At 62.4% G+C, this 19,886-nt stretch carries 16 protein-coding genes and 1 tRNA gene; 5 read left to right on the top strand and 12 right to left on the bottom strand.

Annotation, left to right across the window (positions count from 1 at the left end; all coding sequences use genetic code 11):
- From Q0K43_RS05555 to Q0K43_RS05515, 9 genes are all read right to left on the bottom strand, one after another.
- Positions 1-113, bottom strand: a 113-nt coding sequence (locus Q0K43_RS05555) for a large ribosomal subunit protein bL21 (RefSeq protein ID WP_297289569.1), incomplete at its 3' end; no start/stop codon positions are given.
- Between the two features lie 144 nt (positions 114-257).
- The gene (locus tag Q0K43_RS05550) at positions 258-1,274 is read right to left on the bottom strand and encodes a putative glycoside hydrolase (RefSeq protein ID WP_297289568.1); all 1,017 of its coding nucleotides are present in this window, start codon (positions 1,272-1,274) and stop codon (positions 258-260) included.
- A gap of 37 nt (positions 1,275-1,311) precedes the next feature.
- Positions 1,312-1,749: a MarR family winged helix-turn-helix transcriptional regulator gene (locus tag Q0K43_RS05545; RefSeq protein ID WP_297289567.1), complete on the bottom strand. Its 438-nt coding sequence runs from the start codon at positions 1,747-1,749 to the stop codon at positions 1,312-1,314.
- 45 nt (positions 1,750-1,794) lie between these two features.
- On the bottom strand, positions 1,795-2,409 hold the full coding sequence (locus Q0K43_RS05540; protein WP_297289566.1) for an S-layer homology domain-containing protein: 615 nt from the start codon (positions 2,407-2,409) through the stop codon (positions 1,795-1,797).
- A gap of 164 nt (positions 2,410-2,573) precedes the next feature.
- Complete coding sequence (locus tag Q0K43_RS05535; protein ID WP_297289565.1) at positions 2,574-2,843, bottom strand: pro-sigmaK processing inhibitor BofA family protein; 270 nt, start codon at positions 2,841-2,843, stop codon at positions 2,574-2,576.
- A 51-nt stretch (positions 2,844-2,894) separates the two neighbouring features.
- The gene (locus tag Q0K43_RS05530) at positions 2,895-3,149 is read right to left on the bottom strand and encodes a DUF2508 family protein (protein ID WP_297289564.1); all 255 of its coding nucleotides are present in this window, start codon (positions 3,147-3,149) and stop codon (positions 2,895-2,897) included.
- 309 nt (positions 3,150-3,458) lie between these two features.
- Positions 3,459-4,907: a nicotinate phosphoribosyltransferase gene (locus Q0K43_RS05525; RefSeq protein ID WP_297289563.1), complete on the bottom strand. Its 1,449-nt coding sequence runs from the start codon at positions 4,905-4,907 to the stop codon at positions 3,459-3,461.
- Positions 4,904-5,449, bottom strand: a complete 546-nt coding sequence (locus Q0K43_RS05520) for a GNAT family N-acetyltransferase (protein ID WP_297289562.1) — start codon at positions 5,447-5,449, stop codon at positions 4,904-4,906. Before Q0K43_RS05520 ends, Q0K43_RS05525 begins: the two co-directional genes overlap by 4 nt.
- Entirely contained in the window at positions 5,446-6,252 is an 807-nt protein-coding gene (locus tag Q0K43_RS05515) for a TIGR04255 family protein (RefSeq protein ID WP_297289561.1), read from the bottom strand. The genes Q0K43_RS05520 and Q0K43_RS05515 overlap by 4 nt, the downstream gene beginning before the upstream one ends.
- Before the next feature lie 129 nt (positions 6,253-6,381).
- On the opposite strand from Q0K43_RS05515, the gene Q0K43_RS05510 reads away from it, so the two are divergent.
- Positions 6,382-7,260: an aldose 1-epimerase family protein gene (locus tag Q0K43_RS05510; RefSeq protein ID WP_297289560.1), complete on the top strand. Its 879-nt coding sequence runs from the start codon at positions 6,382-6,384 to the stop codon at positions 7,258-7,260.
- A 49-nt stretch (positions 7,261-7,309) separates the two neighbouring features.
- On the opposite strand, the gene proS is transcribed toward Q0K43_RS05510, so the two are convergent.
- Both proS and Q0K43_RS05500 read right to left on the bottom strand, forming a co-directional pair.
- A complete protein-coding gene (gene proS / locus Q0K43_RS05505) occupies positions 7,310-8,749 on the bottom strand; it encodes a proline--tRNA ligase (RefSeq protein ID WP_297289559.1) in 1,440 nt (479 codons plus the stop codon).
- A gap of 115 nt (positions 8,750-8,864) precedes the next feature.
- Positions 8,865-11,171: an S-layer homology domain-containing protein gene (locus Q0K43_RS05500; RefSeq protein ID WP_297289558.1), complete on the bottom strand. Its 2,307-nt coding sequence runs from the start codon at positions 11,169-11,171 to the stop codon at positions 8,865-8,867.
- Between the two features lie 184 nt (positions 11,172-11,355).
- Between Q0K43_RS05500 and Q0K43_RS05495 the strand changes: the two genes are divergently transcribed.
- From Q0K43_RS05495 to Q0K43_RS05485, 3 genes are read left to right on the top strand one after another with little or no spacing between them, the layout of a single operon-like run.
- Positions 11,356-11,928: a TetR/AcrR family transcriptional regulator gene (locus tag Q0K43_RS05495; RefSeq protein WP_297289557.1), complete on the top strand. Its 573-nt coding sequence runs from the start codon at positions 11,356-11,358 to the stop codon at positions 11,926-11,928.
- Between the two features lie 13 nt (positions 11,929-11,941).
- Positions 11,942-14,389, top strand: a complete 2,448-nt coding sequence (locus tag Q0K43_RS05490; RefSeq protein WP_297289556.1) for an efflux RND transporter permease subunit — start codon at positions 11,942-11,944, stop codon at positions 14,387-14,389.
- A complete protein-coding gene (locus Q0K43_RS05485) occupies positions 14,386-17,535 on the top strand; it encodes a GLUG motif-containing protein (RefSeq protein ID WP_297289555.1) in 3,150 nt (1,049 codons plus the stop codon). The genes Q0K43_RS05490 and Q0K43_RS05485 overlap by 4 nt, the downstream gene beginning before the upstream one ends.
- A gap of 49 nt (positions 17,536-17,584) precedes the next feature.
- Here Q0K43_RS05485 and typA read toward each other — a convergent pair whose 3' ends face one another.
- Complete coding sequence (typA, locus tag Q0K43_RS05480; protein WP_297289554.1) at positions 17,585-19,411, bottom strand: translational GTPase TypA; 1,827 nt, start codon at positions 19,409-19,411, stop codon at positions 17,585-17,587.
- 315 nt (positions 19,412-19,726) lie between these two features.
- Between typA and Q0K43_RS05475 the strand changes: the two genes are divergently transcribed.
- Positions 19,727-19,803, top strand: a tRNA-Arg gene (locus Q0K43_RS05475).
- The last annotated feature ends 83 nt before the right edge of the window (positions 19,804-19,886 follow it).

The following is a 19,886-nucleotide window of genomic DNA, read 5'->3' as shown; positions in this document are numbered from 1 at the left end:
ACCTTGTCAAAGGTCACGTTGTCGCCGGCCTCGTTGGGCAGCTTCTCGATGAAGAGGGTATCGCCCTCAGCCACCTTGTACTGCTTGCCGCCGGTCTCGATGATTGCGTGCATTACGTTTTCAACTCCTTCATTACGGGCTCGCTGTCGGGGGCGGAAGCGCAGCTTCACTTGTAAACCCATTCAAAGCGGCTCTAGTAGTATATCAATGCAACTTTTAAAAGTCAAGGGTTTTTCAACTGTTTTGCGTCTTTTTTGTCAGCTCAGCACCGCCCAGCTGCCGGAATCCGTCCCTTCGGTCACGATAGGCACGATCTCCAGACCTTCGATGGCGGGAATGCTCTCCCCTTCCGGCACCTCCACAAAGACCCGGTCGGCGTATTCCTTGAGCAAGGCCAGGGTAAGGCCGCTGCCGTCGGAGCCGCCGTTCAGCACTGTCAGGCTGGTCACCACCGACACCTGGAGATCGGGATAGTCTGTCAGGGCCGTATCCAGTTCCTGGAAGAAGGTCTCCATCGTTTCGGTCAGGGCCGCCGGGTCGTAGTTGTCGTCGCTGAGGATGGCGCTAGTACCACCCCGGTTGGGGAAGGAACAGTTGTCCAGCACCAGCTCGTCAAAGCCCAGCTCCGCCAGTTCCCGGCACAGGTCGGTTATATAGGAGCGCATCCGCTCCGACATGGGGCTGCACCAGCGCACCTGCTGGTCGTCCCACCAGTTCCCGCCGCTGCTGTGGATGGACAGGGAGCGGTCGGTCCGGGGCAGGGCATTGTCCCGGAAGCAGGACAGATAGGCGGCGGTCTCTGTCTCCCCGGCGGTAAACTGCGCGATGGTCTCGTTGGCGCCGTCGGTGTCCCGGGCGGTGCCCAGGGCGGACTGGGTCTCAAAGGCCAGAGTGCCGTCGATGGATTTCATTTCAAAAAGAACGGTGGTGGCGCCCGCCGCCTCCGCCTGGGTGAGGGCAGTGCCGTCGCTGAGGGCGGAAACCGGCAGCAGCACTCCGCAATAGTCCGTCTCCGGTTCAGGCGTAGGAGACGGGGAGGGAGTGGCCACCTGGATGGGCACGGTATCCGTCGGAGGATCGGGATCCTCTTCTGCCCCCTGGAAAAAGGGCAGTTCCAGCCGCACTCCGTCAATGGAGTAATGGATATAGGGTTCCAGGAAAAACAGGGCCGCTATCGAAACCACCAGCAGCACCAGTAGCACACCGATCAGGACTTTCAGCACGGTGCGGCCACGGCTGCGCCCGTGATAAGGGTCGTAACCGTTGCGCCTCATCCCAGCTCACCTCTCTCTTTCCAATCTATCCGGGGAATTACTTCCCCTGCTCCTCCACTCTGTTCAGCGCCTCGTCCAGCTTTTGGAGGGCGGAGGCCACCAGGTTCCGATCCTCCTCAGGCATACTGCTCATCAGATCGGAAAAGTAGCTATGTACGTCAGTGACCGCCCTATCCCGCAGCTCGGCGTACTTTTCGGTGGCGCTGACGTAGATCACCCGGCGGTCGGTCTCACTGCGCTGCCGCTTGGCCAGCCCCAGCTTCTCCAGCCGATCCACGATGCCGGAGACGGTACTGTTGGCGCTGCCGGTACGCTCGGCCAGGACGCTGATAGGCACCGGCCCGTCCTCGCCCAGCACGGTGAGGATCATAGCCTGAGGAAACGTCAGATCCATCCGGCCGAAGTGGTTGCGAAACTGCTGAGACATATGCTGCGTGACCCGAAGGTAGGATAAAAAGAGGTTGGATTTTTCCATGTAAAAGGGTACTCCTTTCTATTGCCCCCAGGACGGGGAGCCCCGTCAGCCCATGGCCTGGGTGTTCATCCGCTGTAAAATGACGGCCAGCTGGGCCCGGGTGGTGGTACCCTTGGGGGAGAGCTTGCCGCCGTCTCCCTCCAGCCAGCCCATGCCGATGGCGTGGGCCACGCCCTCTTTGGCCCAGGATGCCACGTCGCCGGCGTCGCTGTAGAGGTTCGGAGATCCCTCCGCCAGATCGCGGTCCTTATAGGTGTCGTAGCGGCTGAGCATGACCGCCAGCTCCTGCCGAGTCACGGTGCCGTCACTGAAGGTGCCTTTGTCCGTGCCGTTGATGATCCCCGCCTCGCAGGCCCAGTCGGCGGCAATGCCGTACCAGCTGTCTATCGGCACGTCGGGGAAGTGGCCCCGCCACACCGGGGTGGGCTCCCCCTCCAGCCGCCACAGCACCACGGCCACGGTGGAGCGGGTCACGGTGGCGTCGGGAGAAAACAGGGTATCGGACACGCCGGTCATCCACCCGTTCTCCAGCGCCTCTTCCACCGCCGCTTCATACCAGGAGCCGGCAGGCACATCGGTAAAATCCGCAGCGGAAGCGGGCAGTGCCAAACCGGCGCATAAAGTCAGGGCGCAGGTCAGCGCCGCAAAGGATCTTTTCACATGGGGCCACTCCTTATCTCTATTATTTTGCTTATTGTACGATAAGGATTTTAAAAAACTATGAACACAAAAGGACCCATTTATAAATTATTCCACAAAAAGGGTTCAAAACGGACAGATAGCACAACGGGGACGCTCCCTTTTCAGAGTGCGTCCCCGCTGTTTCATGCTCCCAGCATCCATTCCAGCGCCACCAGTAGGCCGAACCCAGGCACACCCAGCACACCCAGCACCAGGGCGTTGGTCAGGTTGACGCCCAGATGGATCCCCAGCAGGCCTCCCGCCCAGCTCAGGGCATAGAGGACGCCCAGACCCACTCCTGTACGGGCCGCCAGCTGCCCCAGCCACCTCAGGGGCCTGCGCAATACCGCCAGCAGCAGCACCAGAAACAGGCCCCCCGCCACCCAGGGCAGAGCGTTGAGCAGGGTATCCACCGCCGCCACCTCCTTTCTGTTTGCCAGAACCTTGGCGGCGGGATCTTCCCATTATCCGGTGCGGGCTGCCTGTTCCCCGTCCAGCTCCTTGACCTGACGCAGCAGGTAAGTGTAGCGGGACTGGAGGGCGTTGATCTCAAAGACATAGGACTCGATCAGGTCGGGATCACAGGCGTCGTTGAAGCCCTGATAGGCCTGGGCGATGAGGGCCCGGGTCTGGGACAACCCGTCCAACAGGATGCGGCGGGTCCCTTCCCGCTCCTTCTCCTGCCGGCGCAGGACAAATCGTTTTGTAGCTTCCGGCATACGCGCTCCTCCTTGCTCCGGGCTGGTTCCGTTTTTATCCTATGTCCAGTTTGGACAATTATGCTCCGGCCTATACCGTTTTTTTCCTGAATTTTGGCACCGCCGCCGGGTATACTAGCATCGGACCGGGCGATGAGCTGGTTCCGCATCTCCTTTTAAGCCGGTGCCGGGTGAGCTCACCCTCTGGCGAAAGGCGAAAGGAAACGGAACAGAGAAAACCCGATCCTGCAAGGGGCGCGGTGGAAACACCGCGCCCCGGTTTTTGCCCGCAAAAAAGCTGCGAAACCTTTTTGTTTCGCAGCTTTTTCGTTATTTTCCGTTTTCCGTCAGCAGGTCCCGCTTCAGATCCCACAGCTTCTGGGACAGGTCCACATAGTAGTTGTGGGGGTTTTCAAACCGCTTCACCTCGTCCCACAAAAGGTCGATCTGCCCGGCGCACCAGGCCCGCATCTGGGCGATGGGCGGGGAGTCGTATACCCGCTTGCCGTTTTGGAACACCGGCACCAGCAGCTCTTTGGCGGTGAAGTTGGTAAATACGCTGCGCTTCCAGGTGGCGTCCGGGTCAAACAGCTCCAGGGGCTTGCTCTCGTCCACTTTCTCGTCCCACAGGGTAATGAGGTCGGCAAAGGCCTTCCCTGTCTCGTTGTCAAAGAGGCGGTAGACCTTCTTGAAGCCGGGGTTGGTGATCTTGTCCGGGTTGGCGCTGATCTTGATCTTGGGGATAATGTTCCCCTCCTTGTCCTCCACCGCCGCCAGTTTGTAGACGCCGCCGAATACCGGCTCGCTCTTGGAGGTGATGAGCCGCTCGCCCACGCCGAAGGAGTCGATCTTGGCCCCCTGAAGCAGCAGATCCCGGATGATATACTCGTCCAGGGAGTTGGAGGCCACGATCTTACAGTCGGTAAGCCCCGCCGCGTCCAGCATCTTCCGGGCCTTCCGGGACAGGTAGGTCAGATCCCCCGAGTCCAGCCGGATGGCGCAGTTGGTGATGCCCTGGGGGAGCAGCACTTCCTTGAAGGCGCGGATGGCGTTGGGTACGCCGGACTTCAGCACGTTGTAGGTATCCACCAGCAGGGTGGCGGAGTGGGGGTAGAGCTGGCAGTAGGTCTTGAAGGCGGTATACTCGTCGGGGAACATCTGAACCCAGGAGTGGGCCATCGTACCCCCGGCGGGGGAGCCGTACACCTCGTCGGCCAGGGTGCAGGCGGTACCGGCGCAGCCGGCGATATAGGAGGCCCGGGCCCCCAGAATGGCGGCGTCGGGGCCCTGGGCCCGGCGGGAGCCGAACTCGCTCACCGGCCGGCCGTCGGCAGCGCGCACGATGCGGTTGGTCTTGGTGGCAATGAGGGACTGGTGGTTCAGGGTGAGCAGCAGGAAGGTCTCAATAAACTGGGCCTCAATGGCGGGGGCGCGGACGGTGAGGAAGGGCTCCCGGGGGAAGATGGGGGTGCCTTCAGGCACCGCCCAGATGTCGCCGGTAAACTTGAAGTCCTTCAGGTAGTCCAGAAAGCCCTCGCAGAAGCAGCCCTTGCCCCGCAGGTAGGCAATGTCCTCCTCATCAAAGTGGAGCCGCTCCACATAGTCGATGACCTGTTCCAGACCGGCGGCAATGGCAAAACCGCCCCCGTCGGGCACGTTGCGGAAAAATACGTCGAAGTAGCAGATCTGCTGGGCGTAGCCCGGGGTCTGGAAGTAGCCGTTGCCCATCGTCAATTCATAGAAATCGCACAGCAGCGTATAGTTCATATGTTCCTTCATGGTGTGGTAACCTCCCGGTTAAGGACTGTGATCTGAAGGTCCTTCTCAAAGCAGGGGTAGGTGAGGGGCCGGCCGTGGAGATGGATCTCCCCCACCTTGGTGAAGCCCATCTTGCCGATGAGGGCCTGCATCCGGTCATTGAGGGAATAGGTGTCGATCCGCATGGCGGAGATGCCCCGGCGCCGGGCCTCCCCTTCGGCGAAGGTGAAGAGGGCGGAACCCACCCCCCGGCGCTGGAAGGCGGGATCAATGGCCATACGGTGGATGACCATCGCCGGACGGCAGGTGGTCCAGGGCAGAGGGTCGTACTCAGGGGACTCGTCGGTATTGATGCAGGCCACGCCGGCCAGCTGCCCGTCCGCCTCCGCTGCGTACAGCTCCCCCCGGTCAATATCCCCGGCGTAATACTCCCGGGTGGGATAATCCGCCCCCCACTGGGGATTGCCCAGCTGGTTCATATGGGTCACCGCCCGGCCCACCAGGGCCCAGATCTGGTCCAGCTCCGCCCGGCAGGCGGGGCGGACCTTGATCTCCCCCCTCATTCCGCAACCGGGGTGGGCCCCATCGCCTCATGGAGGGTGGAGGTCACCGCGCCCCGGAACAGGCAGACGGCAAAGCGATGCATCTTCTCCAGCTTCTCAGGCACCGCCTCCGCGTTGAGCTGGCCGGAGGCGGAGAAGTCGCCGTCCAGAATGAAGCGGGTCTCCTTGGGCTGGTTGGCGTTCTGGGGGTTGTTGGCGCCCACCAGACCGGGGCCGGCGTGGAGCTTCATCCGATAGCCGCCCACAAGAGGGGTCTCCACATCCAGGGCGCACTTGACGATTTCGCTCTCCTCCACGTCGGGCTCGCCCAGAATGCCAATATACTGGCTCTGGATCAGATCGTCCCACAGCTGCCCCTCCAGGCCCAGGGCCTTGCGGGAGACGGCGTTGACGTACCGCAGGCCAATGCGCTCAAAGAAGGCGGGCTGATAGATCTGGATGAACTGGGCCAGGGCCTGGTCCAGCCGGATGGCAAAGTCCTCCCACCGCTGATAGGCCAGGGTGGACAGGGCGATAAAGTTCTGGGTCAGGTTAATCTTCCAGCGCCCATCCTCGGAAATGAAGTGGTAGTTGGTAATGGGCTTGGGGGTCTCCAGGGCGGTGGTATTGCCGTTTTTGACCACCTTGGGCGGCAGCTGCTCCTGCCGGGTCATATATTTGGGGAACTCCTTCCGGATGGCCTCCTGGAAGGCGGCGGGCTCGTTGGCGCCGATGGACAGGATGGTGGGGAAACGAAGCTGGCAGATGACCTCCACCAGAGGAGAGCGGGCATAATGAAAACGCTCGTATGGTGCAAACAGCATGGCGGCTGCTCCTTCCTATCTGTAGTCTTTTTATTTTATCTCCGAATGGGCCCCATGTCAAACGCTTCGGCCTTGCATTTCCAAACTTTGGCCGGTATAATGCAGATAACAAAAAGGAGGCGTGGGCAAATGGAACTGGAACTGACGCGGGGCGGCCGTACCGCCCGGGTGTCCGCTCAGGGGGGAGAATTGGTGTCCTACCGGGACGAGAACGGCCTGGAATACATCTGGACGGGAGATGCGGCCTACTGGTCGGGGCGCAATCCCCTGCTTTTCCCCATTGTGGGCGGTCTGAAAGGCGGCAAGGTGCGCATTGAAGGGAACGAGGTCGCCATGAACCGCCACGGCTTTGCCCGCAACAGCACCTTTACTGTGGCGGGACAGGGGGCGGACTGGGCGGAGCTGGAGCTGCGGGACAGCCCTGAAACCCTGGCGGTCTATCCCTATCCCTTCCGGCTGGTGGTGCGGCAGCAGCTCACCGATACCGGCTTCACCACTTCCGTCACCGTGACCAACACCGGGGACAACCCCATGCCCTTCTGCCTGGGGGCCCACACCGGCTTCCGCTGTCCGCTGGAGGCGGGGGAGGTCTTTTCCGACTATGAGGTGCGCTTTGAGCAGAAGGAGACCTGCCCCACCCTGGTACCTGACGCCAACGGTCTGGATCCTGCCCGGATCCGGCCCTGCCTGGAGAACGCCGACGTACTGCCCCTGGAATACCGGTACTTTGACGAGATGGATACCCTGATCTTCCGGGGCCTCAAGTCCCGGTGGGTGGAGCTGCGCAGCAAAAAGACCGGCAGGGGGGTGCGCATGACCTTCCCCGGCTTCCCGGTGCTGGCCCTGTGGAGCGCGCCGGGCAAGGCGGCCCCCTACCTGTGCATCGAGCCCTGGCACGGCGTGCCCGCCGTGGCGGGGGAGGGTCCGGAGCTGGCGGACAAGGCCTTCTGTATCACCCTTTCCCCCGGCGAAAGCCGCACCCTGGGCTATCAGGTGGACACCCTTTAAACGGTGCAAAAAGCCCGGAGCGTTTGCTCCGGGCTTTTTCTGTGCAGATTTAATACGCCACACCCCAGTATACCATGTGCTTGGCAGGTTTGCCGCAGATGGGGCATACGTCCCCCAGATGCTCCTGCTCCAGGGGGATGCAGCGGGAGGACACGCCGGCCTCCTCCTTCATCTTCAGCTCGCACTCCAGATCGCCGCACCACATGGTCTTGGCAAAGCCGCCCTGGCTGGCCATCTTCTCCTTGACCTCCTCCAGGGAGGCGCAGGCGTAGGTGTTCTCGTCCAGGTTGCGCTTGGCCTTTTCAAACAGGCCCTGCTGCACCGCGTCCAGCATGGTCTTGACGGTCTCCTCGATGTTGTCCAGGGAGACAAAGCTCTTCTCGCCGTTGTCCCGGCGGACCAGCACGCACTGGTTCTTCTCCAAGTCCTTGGGGCCCATCTCCAGGCGCAGAGGCACGCCCTTCATCTCATACTCGGCGAACTTCCAGCCGGCGGACTGGTCGGAATCGTCCATCTTCACCCGGATGCCAGCCCCCTTCAGGCGGTTCATGACGGCCTCGTTGGCCGCCAGGACGCCCTCCTTGTGCTGGGCCACGGGGATAATGATGACCTGGGTGGGGGCGATGCGGGGGGGCAGCACCAGGCCGTTGTTGTCGCCGTGGGTCATGATGACGCCGCCGATGAGACGGGTGGACACGCCCCAGGAGGTCTGGAAGGGGTGGTGAGGCTGGTTGTCCTTACCGGCGAAGGTGATGTCGAAGGCTTTGGCAAAGCCGTCGCCGAAGTAGTGGGAGGTGCCGGCCTGGAGGGCCTTCTTGTCGTGCATCATGCACTCCACGGTGTAGGTGGCCTCGGCGCCGGAGAACTTCTCCTTGTCGGTCTTGCGGCCTTTCACCACGGGCATGGCCAGGTAGTTCTCACAGAAGTCGGCGTAGATGTTGAACATCCGCTCGGTCTCGGCGATGGCCTCCTCGGCGGTGGCGTGCATGGTGTGACCCTCCTGCCACAGAAATTCCCGGTGGCGCAGGAAGGGACGGGAGGTCTTTTCCCACCGCAGCACGGAACACCACTGGTTATACAGCTTGGGCAGGTCCCGGTGGGAGTGGATGATGTTGGCGTAATGCTCGCAGAAGAGGGTCTCGGAGGTGGGGCGGATGCAGTAACGCTCCTCCAGCTTCTCGGAGCCGCCCATGGTGACCCAGGCGCACTCGGGGGCAAAGCCCTCCACATGGTCCTTCTCCTTCTGCAAAAGGCTTTCCGGGATGAGCATGGGCAGATACACGTTCTCATGCCCGGTCTCCTTGAACTTCTCGTCCAGAATCTTCTGGAAATTCTCCCAGATGGCGTAGCCATAGGGGCGGAGGATGAACATGCCCTTGATGGAGGAGTAGTCGATCAGCTCCGCCTTCTTACACACGTCGGTGAACCACTTGGCAAAGTCCACCTCCATATCGGTGATCTGTTCCACCTGCTTTTTGTCCTGTGCCATATCCTGTCTCAATCCTTTGTTTCAAAAATCACATGGGTTCCATTTATTTTATTCATTTGCCGCTCAAAAGTCAAGAGCGGGGCCCGGATCACACCCGGGTCCCGCTCTTTTTTGTTTACTGTTTGACCACCAGGGTGGCGGCAAACCGGTTGCCGGAATACTGGCCGTAGATCTGTACCCGATCGTCCGCCTTCAGCTTGCTCAGGCTGTAGGAAGACCCGGAGGTGGAGACGAAGCTGGCATCGGACACATCCACGGTGAGGGGCGTACCGTCCTCCAGGCTGATCATGAGGGTCTCGTCCTTGGTGTTGGTCACCAGCACGGTGCCGGTCACCTGAGTGGCGGAACTGGTGCTGCCGCTGATCTCCACGGCTACCAGTTCATCCCCGCTCACCGTCAGTGCCACAATGTCGTTGGGCTTGAGTACGTAGAGGGACACCAGGGAGCCGTCCTGACTGACCGACACGCTCTCGGTCACCTGATAGGTCTCGGAGGAGCCGTCGGAGAAGCTCACCTCGATGCTCACCCCGGCGGTGTCCTGCACCACCCGGGTGATGGTACCGGTCAGGGTGGCGTTCTGGGAGGTGGCTTCGATCTCATACACCTCGTTGTAGCGGACGGTGACCGTGACACTGTCGCCGCTGCGCAGCTTGTCGATGGAGCTGGTCTTGCCGTCCCGCTCCACGTCGGGCAGGTCGGTCAGGTCGATGGAGAAGCTGGCGGTGGTGCCCTGGGCCGTCCGCACCGCCAGAATGGTGGGATTGGCGTAAGTGATGCTCTCAATGACGCCCTTGGTGGTGGTGGAGCCGGGATAGGTGTCCAGCAGCACCGCCTCGCCGCCCGAGATCTGGAGAGTGGCAAAGCTGTTGCGGGTTACGTTCTTGACGGAGATCTCCTCTCCGTCGTAACGAGCCACGGCGTCGTCGGCAATGGGATAGGTCCGGGTGCGGCCGGAGAGATTATCCTCCACCGTGATCTCATAGGGATCCTTGGTGAACGTGATGCTCTTCACCGGGCCCTGGACATAGTCGGAAACGGAATCCACGCTGGCGCTGATTACCTTGCCCCCGTCGTCATTGGACACCCGCAGGCTCACATAGTCGCCCTTGTTGGACACCGTGATGGTTCCGGTTTTGCCGTTGATGGTGACGCCGGCCCCGGAAACCAGGGTGTACTGGGTGCGCTGTCCGTCAAAGGCAGTCACAGTAAGGGTCTGGCCGGCGGCGGTGTTCTCCACGCCGGTGAGGATACCATCGGCGCTCTGGGTGCCGCCGGACAGCTTCAGTTCGGCCAGGTGGCCCATGCCGTCCACCCAGCACTGGGCCTGGGTGTAACCGGCCTCCGCGTCAATAAGGGTCTGATCCCCCACTGTCTGGCCCACCTGCACCCGGGTGAAGCGGTCGATGTCCAGCCGCTTGCTGACGCCGTTGACGCTGACGGTCACGCTGTCCTGCTCGATGCTGGTGATACTGCCGCTCATGGAGGTGAGGGCGCCGCCCAGGCGGGCCGACTGGGGCGCACCCTTGTCGTCCAGATTCACCCGGATATACTGGCCCGCCCGCAGGGCGGTAGCGGTGGTGCGAATGTTATTCTCATAGATGGCGACATTGGCCGGCAGGGAAATGCTGCTGGTGCCGGTCAGATTGCCGGTGATGGTGATCAGGGTGGCGCCGCTGCTGCTGGACGTCACCGTATCAATGACGCCTCCCACCCAGGCATAGTCGGTGTAGGCGGGCAGTTCGGCATAGATGCCCTGCTCGTCCATGAAGTCGATAGTCCGGCGCAGCATGGTGGCCATCTCCGCCCGGGTCAGGCTGCCCTGGGGCATAAACTCATTTGCGGCGTTGCCCTGAACGATGCCGTATGTATTGAGCAGATAGACGTAGGGCCGCAGCACCTGGGAAATGGAGGCGGTATCGGCAAAATTCATGGGGTAGGTGGTCAGATTCCCCGCCATGGCGTCCAGCTGCATGGCCCGCACCAGATACATGGCAAGATTTTCACGGGTAATGGACTTAAGCAGTGCCTCGGAGGAACACATGGCCTCCAGCTCGGTGACGCTGATAATACCGGTCTCCAGGCAGACGGCCATCTCTTCCTCCGCCCAGTCGTATACGTCCTCCGGCAGAATCTCCTTCAGCTGCTCCGCCCAGTCTGCGGCGATCTGCTTCTTATCCGCAGCGGACACGCCGGTGGCCCGGGAACAGAAGAGCAGCGCCTCGCAGGCGGTCATCTTCTGAGCGGGGGCGAAGGTGGTGGCGCTGGTACCCTTGACGATACCCAGGCCCGCCAGATACTCCACGTCCTCCTGGGCCCAGTGGCCCTGCATGTCGGTAAAGCTGACCGCCCCGGCGGGTACCACCAGCAGGGACATCGTCAGAACCACCGCCAGCCAAAGGGCTGCAAATCGCTTTGCTTTCATACATTTCCCTCCGTTGCCGTATAGGTTTCCATAATTAGACGCCTTCATTATACTGTCTCCCCTGAAAAAAAGCAACCTGTAAATCCAACGTCCTTTCCCTCCGTCTAATCGACATTTGTATTTTATCTTGACACTTGTAGTGTAAAGTGGTATGCTGTTCCGGCCAATGAAAGGAGGGGTCCCTGTGGAGGAGAAGAAGGAGGACAATCTGGATCTGCGTCAGCGCAAGACCCGCAGGCAGCTGACTCAGGCCCTGGTGGAACTGATGGAGGAGCGGCCCTTTCAGGAGCTGTCGGTCACCGATATCTGCCGGCGGGCTATGGTCCACCGCACCACCTTTTACGCTCATTTCAATGACAAGCAGGAGCTGCTCCATTACCTGCTGACCCAACTGGAGCGGGAATGTATTGCCGTCTGCGTGCCCACGGACGCAGACTCGCCCCGCCAATTTTTTCTGACGGCGGCCCGCAACGCCCTGGCCTTTTTCAAGGAACGCAAGGCCCTGTACCGGGCCTGTCTGGAGAGCGGAACGGATACCGAGACCCGCCTGCTGGAGGACGCCGCCGCCGGTGAGCTGTGTCTCCGTCTGAGTCAGCCCCCCTTCCGGGACGCGCTGCCCGGCGTGGACCCCCGGATCGCCGCCCGCTTTTATGTGGGAGCCATGCTCTCCCTGCTGCGCTGGTGGCTGGCCAGCCCCGATCCGGTGCCGGAGGAGGTCCTGCTCAGCCACCTGGACCGCTTTATTCCCCATAGTTGAGAGGAACCTGCCTATGCAATCGGAAAAAACCACCCAAACCCCCATGACCAAGCTGGCCCGCTTCATTGTGGACAAACGCAAGGCCTTCTTTCTGGTCTTTATCGCCGCCCTCATCTTTTGCGGGGCTTCCATCAATAAGGTACAGATCAACAACGACATCACCTCCTACCTGCCGCCGGACACCGAGACCCGGCGGGGCCTCACCCTGATGGAACAGGAATTTACCACCCTGGCCACCGCCGATGTGATGGTGTCCAACGTGACCTACGATACCGCCGCCGATCTGGCCCGGCGGCTGGAGGCGGTGGAGGGGGTGTCCCAGGTCACCTTTGACAATACCGCCGACCACTATCAGGATTCCGCCGCCCTCTTTTCCATCTCCTTTGACGGGGAGACCGGGGACGCGGAGACGGTGGAGGCCCTCCATCAGGTGGAGACCGCTCTGGCCGGTTACGACCTGTCCCTGTCCACCGAGGTGGGCCGGGATATTTCGGCCTCCCTGCGGCAGGAGATGACCGTCATCCTCCTCATTGCCGCCGCCGTCATCGTGGTGGTGCTGCTCTTCACCTCCAAAAGTTACATGGAGGTGCCCGTCTACCTCATCGTGTTCGCCTCGGCGGCGGTACTGAACATGGGCACCAATTTTCTTTTCGGCACCATCTCCTTTATTACCAATTCCATTGCCGTGGTGCTGCAGCTGGCTCTGGCCATCGACTACGCCATCATCTTCTGCCACCGGTACATGGAGGAGCGGGACAACGGCCTGGACGCCCGGGAGGCGGACATCGCCGCCCTGAGCAAGGCCATCGTGGAGATCTCCTCCTCCAGCCTGACCACCATTTCCGGTCTGGTGGCCCTGATGCTCATGCAGCTGCGCATCGGTTTCGACATGGGTATCGTGCTGGCCAAGGGCATTGTCTGCTCCATGCTGTGCGTCTTTCTGCTGATGCCCGGCCTGCTGATGGTGTTCCGGGGCCCCATTGATCGCACCCGCCACAAAAACCTGGTGCCTCAGATCAACTTCTGGGGGAAGGCGGTGGTGCGGCTGCGCTACATCCTGCCCGCCCTGTTCGTGCTGGTGGTCATACTGTGCGCGGTGCTGTCCAGCCGGTGCGTCTACGTCTTTGACGCCAACGACGCCGACTTTGACAACAAGCCGGACTGGCGCATTGCCGAGGAGAAGGTGACCGCCGCCTTCGGCAAGAAGAATACCATCGCCATGCTGGTGCCCAGAGGGGACTATCAAAAGGAAGGCCGTATTCTGGAACGGGTGGAGGCCCTGCCCCAGGTGACCCAGGTCACCGGCCTTGCCAACATTGAGGTAGAGGAGGGCCGCATGCTCACCGACGATATCTCCCCCCGTCAGTTTGCCGAGCTGGCCGGGGTGGACGTGGAGCTGGCCCGGCTGCTCTTCCAGGCCTATGGCCTGAGCGTGGAGGAGTACGGCTCCATTTTCCAGGACCCGGACGACTACTCGGTGCCTCTGCTGGATATCTTCCAGTTCCTGCTGGAGCAGAAGGACAAAGGGGTGGTGACCCTCACCGGCGAGCAAGCCCAAAAGGTGGAGGATCTGCAGGAGCAGCTGGACGTGGGGCTCAAGCAGCTCCAGGGGGAAAACTGGACCCGGCTGGTCTTTGTGGCCGACGCCCCCACCGAGGGGGAGGAGACCTACGCCCTGCTGGATGAGATCCGCGCCATCGGAGAGGACTACTACGACGATGTGGTGCTGGTAGGCAACTCCACCAACGCCTTCGACCTGGCCAGTTCCTTCTCCGGCGACAACCTGAAGATCAGCGTACTGACCGCCCTCTTCGTCATGGTGATCCTGCTGTTCACCTTCAAGTCCGCCGGCCTGCCGGTGCTGCTGGTGCTGACCATCCAGGGCTCCATCTGGATCAACTTCTCCTTCCCCGTCCTCACCGGCACCAATCTGTTTTTCCTCAGCTATCTGGTGGTCAGTTCCATTCAGATGGGGGCCACCATCGACTATGCCATCGTCATCACCAACCGCTATCTGGAGCTGAAAACCCGCATGGAGCCCCGGCAGGCGGTGGTGGAGGCCCTGAGCCAGAGCTTCCCCACCATCCTCACCTCGGGTACCATCATGGCGGTGGCCGGCTTCCTCATCGGCGGCATCTCCACCGACGCCACCATCGGCTCGGTGGGTCTCACCCTGGGCCGGGGCACCGTCACCTCCATCTTCCTGGTGATGACCGTGCTGCCCCAGCTGCTGCTGTTGGGTGACGCCATCATCCAGCGCACCGCCATCACCCTCAACCGGGACCAGGCCCAGCGATTCAACAAGGGCACCATGCGGCTGGACGGCCACGTCCGGGGCCATGTGTCCGGCTTCGTGGACGGAGAATTCAAGGGGGTCATCCACGGCAGCGTGGATGCCCTCATCGAGAGCAACTATCAGGAGCTGGAACCAGCCCCCGAAGAACAGGAGGATCAGCCATGAAGCGCAACAGACGTGTACCCGCCCTGCTGCTGGCGGCCGCCCTCCTCTGCTCTCTCCTGCCCCCCGCCCGGGCGGCGGGAACGGTGACCATCGGGGATGAAGACGCCTTTCTGGACTTCGCCCGCAGCTGCACCAAGGACACCTGGTCGGTGGGTGTCACCGTGGAGCTGACCGCCGACCTGGATCTCAGCGGCACAGACTTTACCTCCATTCCCATCTTCCAGGGTACCTTCCACGGCAACGGCCATACCATCAGCGGTCTGTCCTTTTCCGGCAAGGGCTCCAAGGTGGGTCTCTTCCGCACCCTCACGGAGAGTGCCCAGGTGGAGGACCTGACGGTGGAGGGTACCCTGACCCCCGGCGGCACCGGCGGCCAGGTGGGCCTGGTGGCCGGTGAGAACTACGGAACGGTGCGTAACTGTACCGCCAAGGGCTCCGTCTCCGGTCAGGAGGACGTGGGGGGCCTGGTGGGCCTCAACGGGGAGAGCGGTACCGTGACGGACTGCTCCAACCAGGCCACAATCTCCGCCCCCAGCAACGCCGGCGGCATTGCCGGGCAGAATCTGGGCGCCATCACCGGCTGCACCAACGCCGGGGAAATCAATACCGCCTCCGATCAGGATATACCCTCCAACTCCGGCGGCATCGCCGGGCTGTCCCGAGGCACCATTGACGGCTGCTCCAATTCCGGGACCGTGGGCTACCGGCATCTGGGCTACAACGCCGGCGGCATTGCGGGGCTCCAGTCCGGTTCCATCACCAACTGCTCCAACACCGGCCCCATTCTGGGCCGGAAGGACGTTGGAGGCATCGTGGGCCAGTTTGAGCCCAATGTGGAGGTGCGCTACGGTGACTCCCCCGCCGACAGTCTCAACCACAGCCTGGGCGTTTTGTTTGACGAGATGGAGGGCTTTGCCGACCAGCTCAGCGGCGCGGTGGGCCGGGGGGTGGAGGACGCCCAGGCCATTCATGAGGCGGTGGGCCAGATCCGGGACCGGGCCCAGCAGGCCGGGGACCAGGGCCTCACCGACTACCGAACGATGACCGATGAACTGGATCGCCACACCGCCGCTCTGGGGGATGCCCTGGACGGTCTGCGGGGCCATGTGGACACCTTCTCCAATGAGGCCGGGGCCGACCTGGACACGCTGCTGGACAGCGCCGCCAAGCTGCGCCGCAGCCTGAACCAAATGCTGGACAGCGCGGACAGCGCGCTGGTGGAGGGGGTGGAGGCCCTGGACGAGACCGCCGAAGGCATCGAGGCCCAGGCCAATACCATCCGCACCCACCTTCTGGCCATGTCCAACGAACTGGACAGCCTGGGCAGCTATCTCACCCAGGTGGCTGACTGCCTGAAAAAGCTGGATTGGCAGGGGGCTCTGGCTATTCCTTTCCCCACCATGGATCCGGCGGGCCACCTGTCCACCATTGCCAAGGCCCTGGACAAGCTGCCCGGCCTGGTCAGCGACCTCACCGGCAGGTGGGAGAAGTTGAGCAAAAACACCTTGGAGGAGATGGAGGCGGCCCGGAAGGAAGCAAACGAAGCCGCCAAGGCCATCCATAGCGCCGCCAGCCATCTGGTGGAGGCCGGAAACACCCTGTCCAAAAACAGCAAGGGCGACCTGGACGCCGTCAGTCAGGAGGCCTCCGCCATTCGCACCCTGCTGAAGGACTACTCCGACCAGCTGGGGGAGCAGACCCAGGCGGCGGCGGACATCGGCGCCCAGCTGGATGTGATCCAGAACCGGGTGGACAAAATGACCCAGGCCGCCGGGACGGACAATCAGGCCCTTCACGCCTCCGCCCAGCGGGTGATTGGGGCCCTGGATCAGGTGCGCCAGGCCATCTACGACATGGGCCGGGAGCCGCAGCTTACCACCCAGGATCTTTCGGGGGAAATCACCGAGGGCCCCGGCCTGGTGATGAGCTGCACCGCCGCCTGCACCGTGGAGGGTGACTCCAACGTGGGCGGCATTGTGGGAACTGTGGGGGCCGAGGTGGGGGACGACCCCGAGGCCACCTTTGACATGGAGGACATCAAGCTGCTCTCCGATGTGTACGCCTCCCTCCGCGCCGCGGTACGGCAGTGCCGCTTTGACGGGGCGGTTACGGTGAAGAACGACTGCGGCGGCGGCATTGCCGGCCGGTGCGCCGCCGGTTCCATTTTGGACTGCGCCGCCCGGGGCACGGTGGAGACGGGTACCGACTACTGCGGCGGCATCGCCGGGCGTACCGGGGGCTCAGTGATCCGGTGCGCCGCCCTGGTGGATCTGGACGGCGGCAGCTGGCTGGGCGGCATCGCCGGTCTGGGCGGCACCCTCACCGACTGCCGGGCCATGGTGCGGGCCCAGGGAGACGGAGAATACCGGGGCGCCATTGCCGGAGCGTCCGACGGCACACTTACGGGCAACCGCTACCTGCTGGAGGAGTTGGCGGGGCTGGACGGAGTGGACGTGACCGGCCAGGCGGAGGGGCTGGACTTTGCCGCCTTTTCCCGGCTGGACGGCATCCCTGAGGACTTCCTCACCTTCTCCTACCGCTTTGTGGTGGATGGGGAGACGGTGGCCGAGATCCCCTTCTCCTACGGGGACGACCTGGATCAAAGTCTGGTACCTGAGCCTCCCGTCCGGGACGGGGAGTACGGCGTGTGGCCTGATTTCCCGGTGGAGCATCTCACCCGCTCGCTGGTGCTGGAGGCCCAGTTTACCCAGCCTGCCGCCACCCTGTCCTCCGGGGGAGAGCTGCCCACCCTGCTGGTTCAGGGCGCCTTTGATCCCCAGGCGGAGGTGACTTTGGCAGAGCTTTCGGAGCTGCCCGCCCTGTCCGGCTATCAAAGCCTGGCGGGCTGGTCCTACGCCGTCACCGGCAGCCGGGCGGATACCGTGACCCTGCGGCTGCGCTGCGCCGACGCCGCCCGGCCCGCGGCAGCCATCCTGCAGTCCGACGGCAGCTGGCAGGTGATGCAGGCCGCTCAGGACGGCAGCTACCTGGTCTTTGACGGACCGGCCCACGGGCAGGTGGTGCTGCTGGATCACTCTGCCCCTCATGTTCTGCCGGTGATCCTGTTGTGCTGCGCCGGGGCGGCGGTGCTGATCGCTGCGCTGGTACTCCAGCGGAAAAAGAAGCGGAAAACCATCCCGGCATAAGAAACAGCCCCCGGAACCTTGTGGTTCCGGGGGCTGTTTTGATCTTATATCAGCCTTTTTTCTTGGAGGCCTCGCGCATCCGGGCCGCATGGTCCAGCAGGCGCTTACGCAGACGCAGGGACTGGGGGGTGACCTCCAGCAGCTCGTCGTCGGCCAGGAACTCCAGGCACTGCTCCAGAGACATCTGGCGGGGGGGCGTGAGGCGCAGGGCGTCGTCAGAGCCGGAGGCACGCATGTTGGTCAGCTGCTTCTTCTTGCAGACGTTGACGCTGATGTCCTCCTGCTTGGGGGTCTCGCCCACCACCATGCCGGCATAGACGGGTACGCCGGCGCCGATGAACAGCACGCCCCGCTCCTGGGCGTTGAACAGGCCGTAGGTCACGCTCTCGCCGGTCTCGAAGGATACCAGGGAGCCGGAGTTGCGGCGCTGGATCTCGCCCTTCATGGGGGCGTAGCACTCAAAGACGGAGGCCATGATGCCCTCGCCCTTGGTGTCGGTCAAAAACTCGTTGCGGTAGCCGAACAGGCCCCGGGAGGGTACCAAAAACTCGATCTTCATCCGCTCGCCCACGGGGGTCATCTCCAGCAGGTCGCCTTTGCGGGCGCCGATCTTCTCAATGACGGCGCCCACGCTGTCGGAGGGCACGTCCACCACCAGGCGCTCGATGGGCTCGCACTTCTTGCCGTCGATCTCCTGGAACAGCACACGGGGGGGAGACACCTGGAACTCATAGCCCTCCCGGCGCATGGTCTCAATGAGGATGGACAGGCTCATCTCGCCCCGGCCAGCCACGTTGAAGGCGTCGGTGGAGTCGGTCTCGGACACCCGCAGGGACACGTCCTTCATGGTCTCCCGGAACAGACGCTCCCGCAGCTGGCGGGAGGTGACAAACTTGCCCTCCTTGCCGGCAAAGGGGGAGTCGTTGACCGAGAAGGTCATCTCGATGGTGGGGGCGGAGATCTTGACAAACTCAATGGGCTCCACCGCGTCGGGGGCACAGATGGTGTCGCCGATGGTGATCTCGCCGATGCCGCTCATGGCAATGATGTTGCCGGCGTCGGCCTCGGTGACGGGCACCTTGCCCAAACCGTCAAACTGGTACAGGGCGGTGGCCTTGGCCTTCTTGGGGGCCTCATCGGGATTGTGGTAGTTGCACACCACAATCTCCTGGTTCTGCTTTACGGTGCCCCGCTCGATGCGGCCGATGGCGATCCGGCCCACGAACTCGTTGTAGTCAATGGCGGACACCAGCATCTGGAAGGGGGCGTCCACATCGGCCTCGGGGGCGGGGATATAGTTGAGGATGGTCTCAAACAGGGGCACCAGGTCGGTACCGGGCTGGTCGGGTGAGTAGGAGGCGGTGCCCTGCCGGCCGGAGCAGAACAGGGTGGGGGACTCAAACTGCTCGTCGGTGGCGTTCAGGTCCAGCAGCAGCTCCAGCACCTCGTCCATGACCTCGTGGATGCGCTGGTCGGGGCGGTCGATCTTGTTGACCACCACGATGACCTTGTGGCCCAGCTCCAGGGCCTTGGACAGCACGAAGCGGGTCTGGGGCATGGGGCCCTCGGCGGCGTCCACCAGCAGGATGACGCCGTTGACCATCTTCAGGATGCGCTCCACCTCGCCGCCGAAGTCGGCGTGGCCCGGGGTGTCCACGATGTTGATCTTCACGTCCTTGTAGTGGACGGCGGTGTTCTTGGCCAGGATGGTGATGCCGCGCTCACGCTCCAGGTCGTTGGAGTCCATGACCCGCTCCACCGTGGCCTGGTTTTCACGGTAGATGCCGCCCTGCTTGAGCATTTCGTCCACCAGGGTGGTCTTTCCGTGGTCAACGTGGGCAATGATGGCTACGTTGCGTAATTTTTCGTTCTGCATATTCCTTCTCCTTCAGCAGCGGGGCGTCCATCCTCCGCCACATAAGATCATAATCAGCTCGACTTTTAATTATACTGCATACCCCGCGGCCCATGCAACAGCTTTCCGCAAAAAAACCAACAAAAACCCGCATCTTTTCTCCCCTCAGCGTTGACACCGCCCGGAAATTGGGTTACAATAACTCGGTATCGGCAGATCTTCTTTCCGCCAATCGCTTTCTATGCGCCTGTAGCTCAGCAGGATAGAGCGACCGCCTCCTAAAAATCGAATCGTTCGAATCCTGGAGCTCTGCAAAATTGAATATTTTCTGTATAAGCCCCCGTAGCTCAGTTGGATAGAGCGGTCGCCTCCTAAGCGACAGGCCACTGGTTCGAACCCAGCCGGGGGTGCCAAAAGTGCCGCTGCAAGCCATTTTTTGCTGGTTTGCAGCGTTTTTTGTTTTGCTTCTCCCGGTCTCTTGCTCGTTTGGGACCGG

It is taken from the genome of uncultured Flavonifractor sp., assembly GCF_944383115.1.
GTDB lineage: Bacteria > Bacillota > Clostridia > Oscillospirales > Oscillospiraceae > Flavonifractor.
The sequence above is the reverse complement of the archived record's forward strand: the minus strand, read 5'-3'. Positions and strand labels throughout refer to the sequence as shown.

What these genes read in the sequence shown, in the direction of transcription:
- Q0K43_RS05550 (WP_297289568.1), bottom strand. Translation starts at nt 1,274, where the DNA reads ATGAGGCGCAACGGTTACGACCCTTATCACGGGCGCAGCCGTGGCCGC.
- Q0K43_RS05545 (WP_297289567.1), bottom strand. Translation starts at nt 1,749, where the DNA reads ATGGAAAAATCCAACCTCTTTTTATCCTACCTTCGGGTCACGCAGCAT.
- Q0K43_RS05530 (WP_297289564.1), bottom strand. Translation starts at nt 3,149, where the DNA reads ATGCCGGAAGCTACAAAACGATTTGTCCTGCGCCGGCAGGAGAAGGAG.
- Q0K43_RS05525 (WP_297289563.1), bottom strand. Translation starts at nt 4,907, where the DNA reads ATGAAGGAACATATGAACTATACGCTGCTGTGCGATTTCTATGAATTG.
- Q0K43_RS05520 (WP_297289562.1), bottom strand. Translation starts at nt 5,449, where the DNA reads ATGAGGGGGGAGATCAAGGTCCGCCCCGCCTGCCGGGCGGAGCTGGAC.
- Q0K43_RS05515 (WP_297289561.1), bottom strand. Translation starts at nt 6,252, where the DNA reads ATGCTGTTTGCACCATACGAGCGTTTTCATTATGCCCGCTCTCCTCTG.
- Q0K43_RS05510 (WP_297289560.1), top strand. Translation starts at nt 6,382, where the DNA reads ATGGAACTGGAACTGACGCGGGGCGGCCGTACCGCCCGGGTGTCCGCT.
- proS (WP_297289559.1), bottom strand. Translation starts at nt 8,749, where the DNA reads ATGGCACAGGACAAAAAGCAGGTGGAACAGATCACCGATATGGAGGTG.
- Q0K43_RS05500 (WP_297289558.1), bottom strand. Translation starts at nt 11,171, where the DNA reads ATGAAAGCAAAGCGATTTGCAGCCCTTTGGCTGGCGGTGGTTCTGACG.
- Q0K43_RS05490 (WP_297289556.1), top strand. Translation starts at nt 11,942, where the DNA reads ATGCAATCGGAAAAAACCACCCAAACCCCCATGACCAAGCTGGCCCGC.
- Q0K43_RS05485 (WP_297289555.1), top strand. Translation starts at nt 14,386, where the DNA reads ATGAAGCGCAACAGACGTGTACCCGCCCTGCTGCTGGCGGCCGCCCTC.
- typA (WP_297289554.1), bottom strand. Translation starts at nt 19,411, where the DNA reads ATGCAGAACGAAAAATTACGCAACGTAGCCATCATTGCCCACGTTGAC.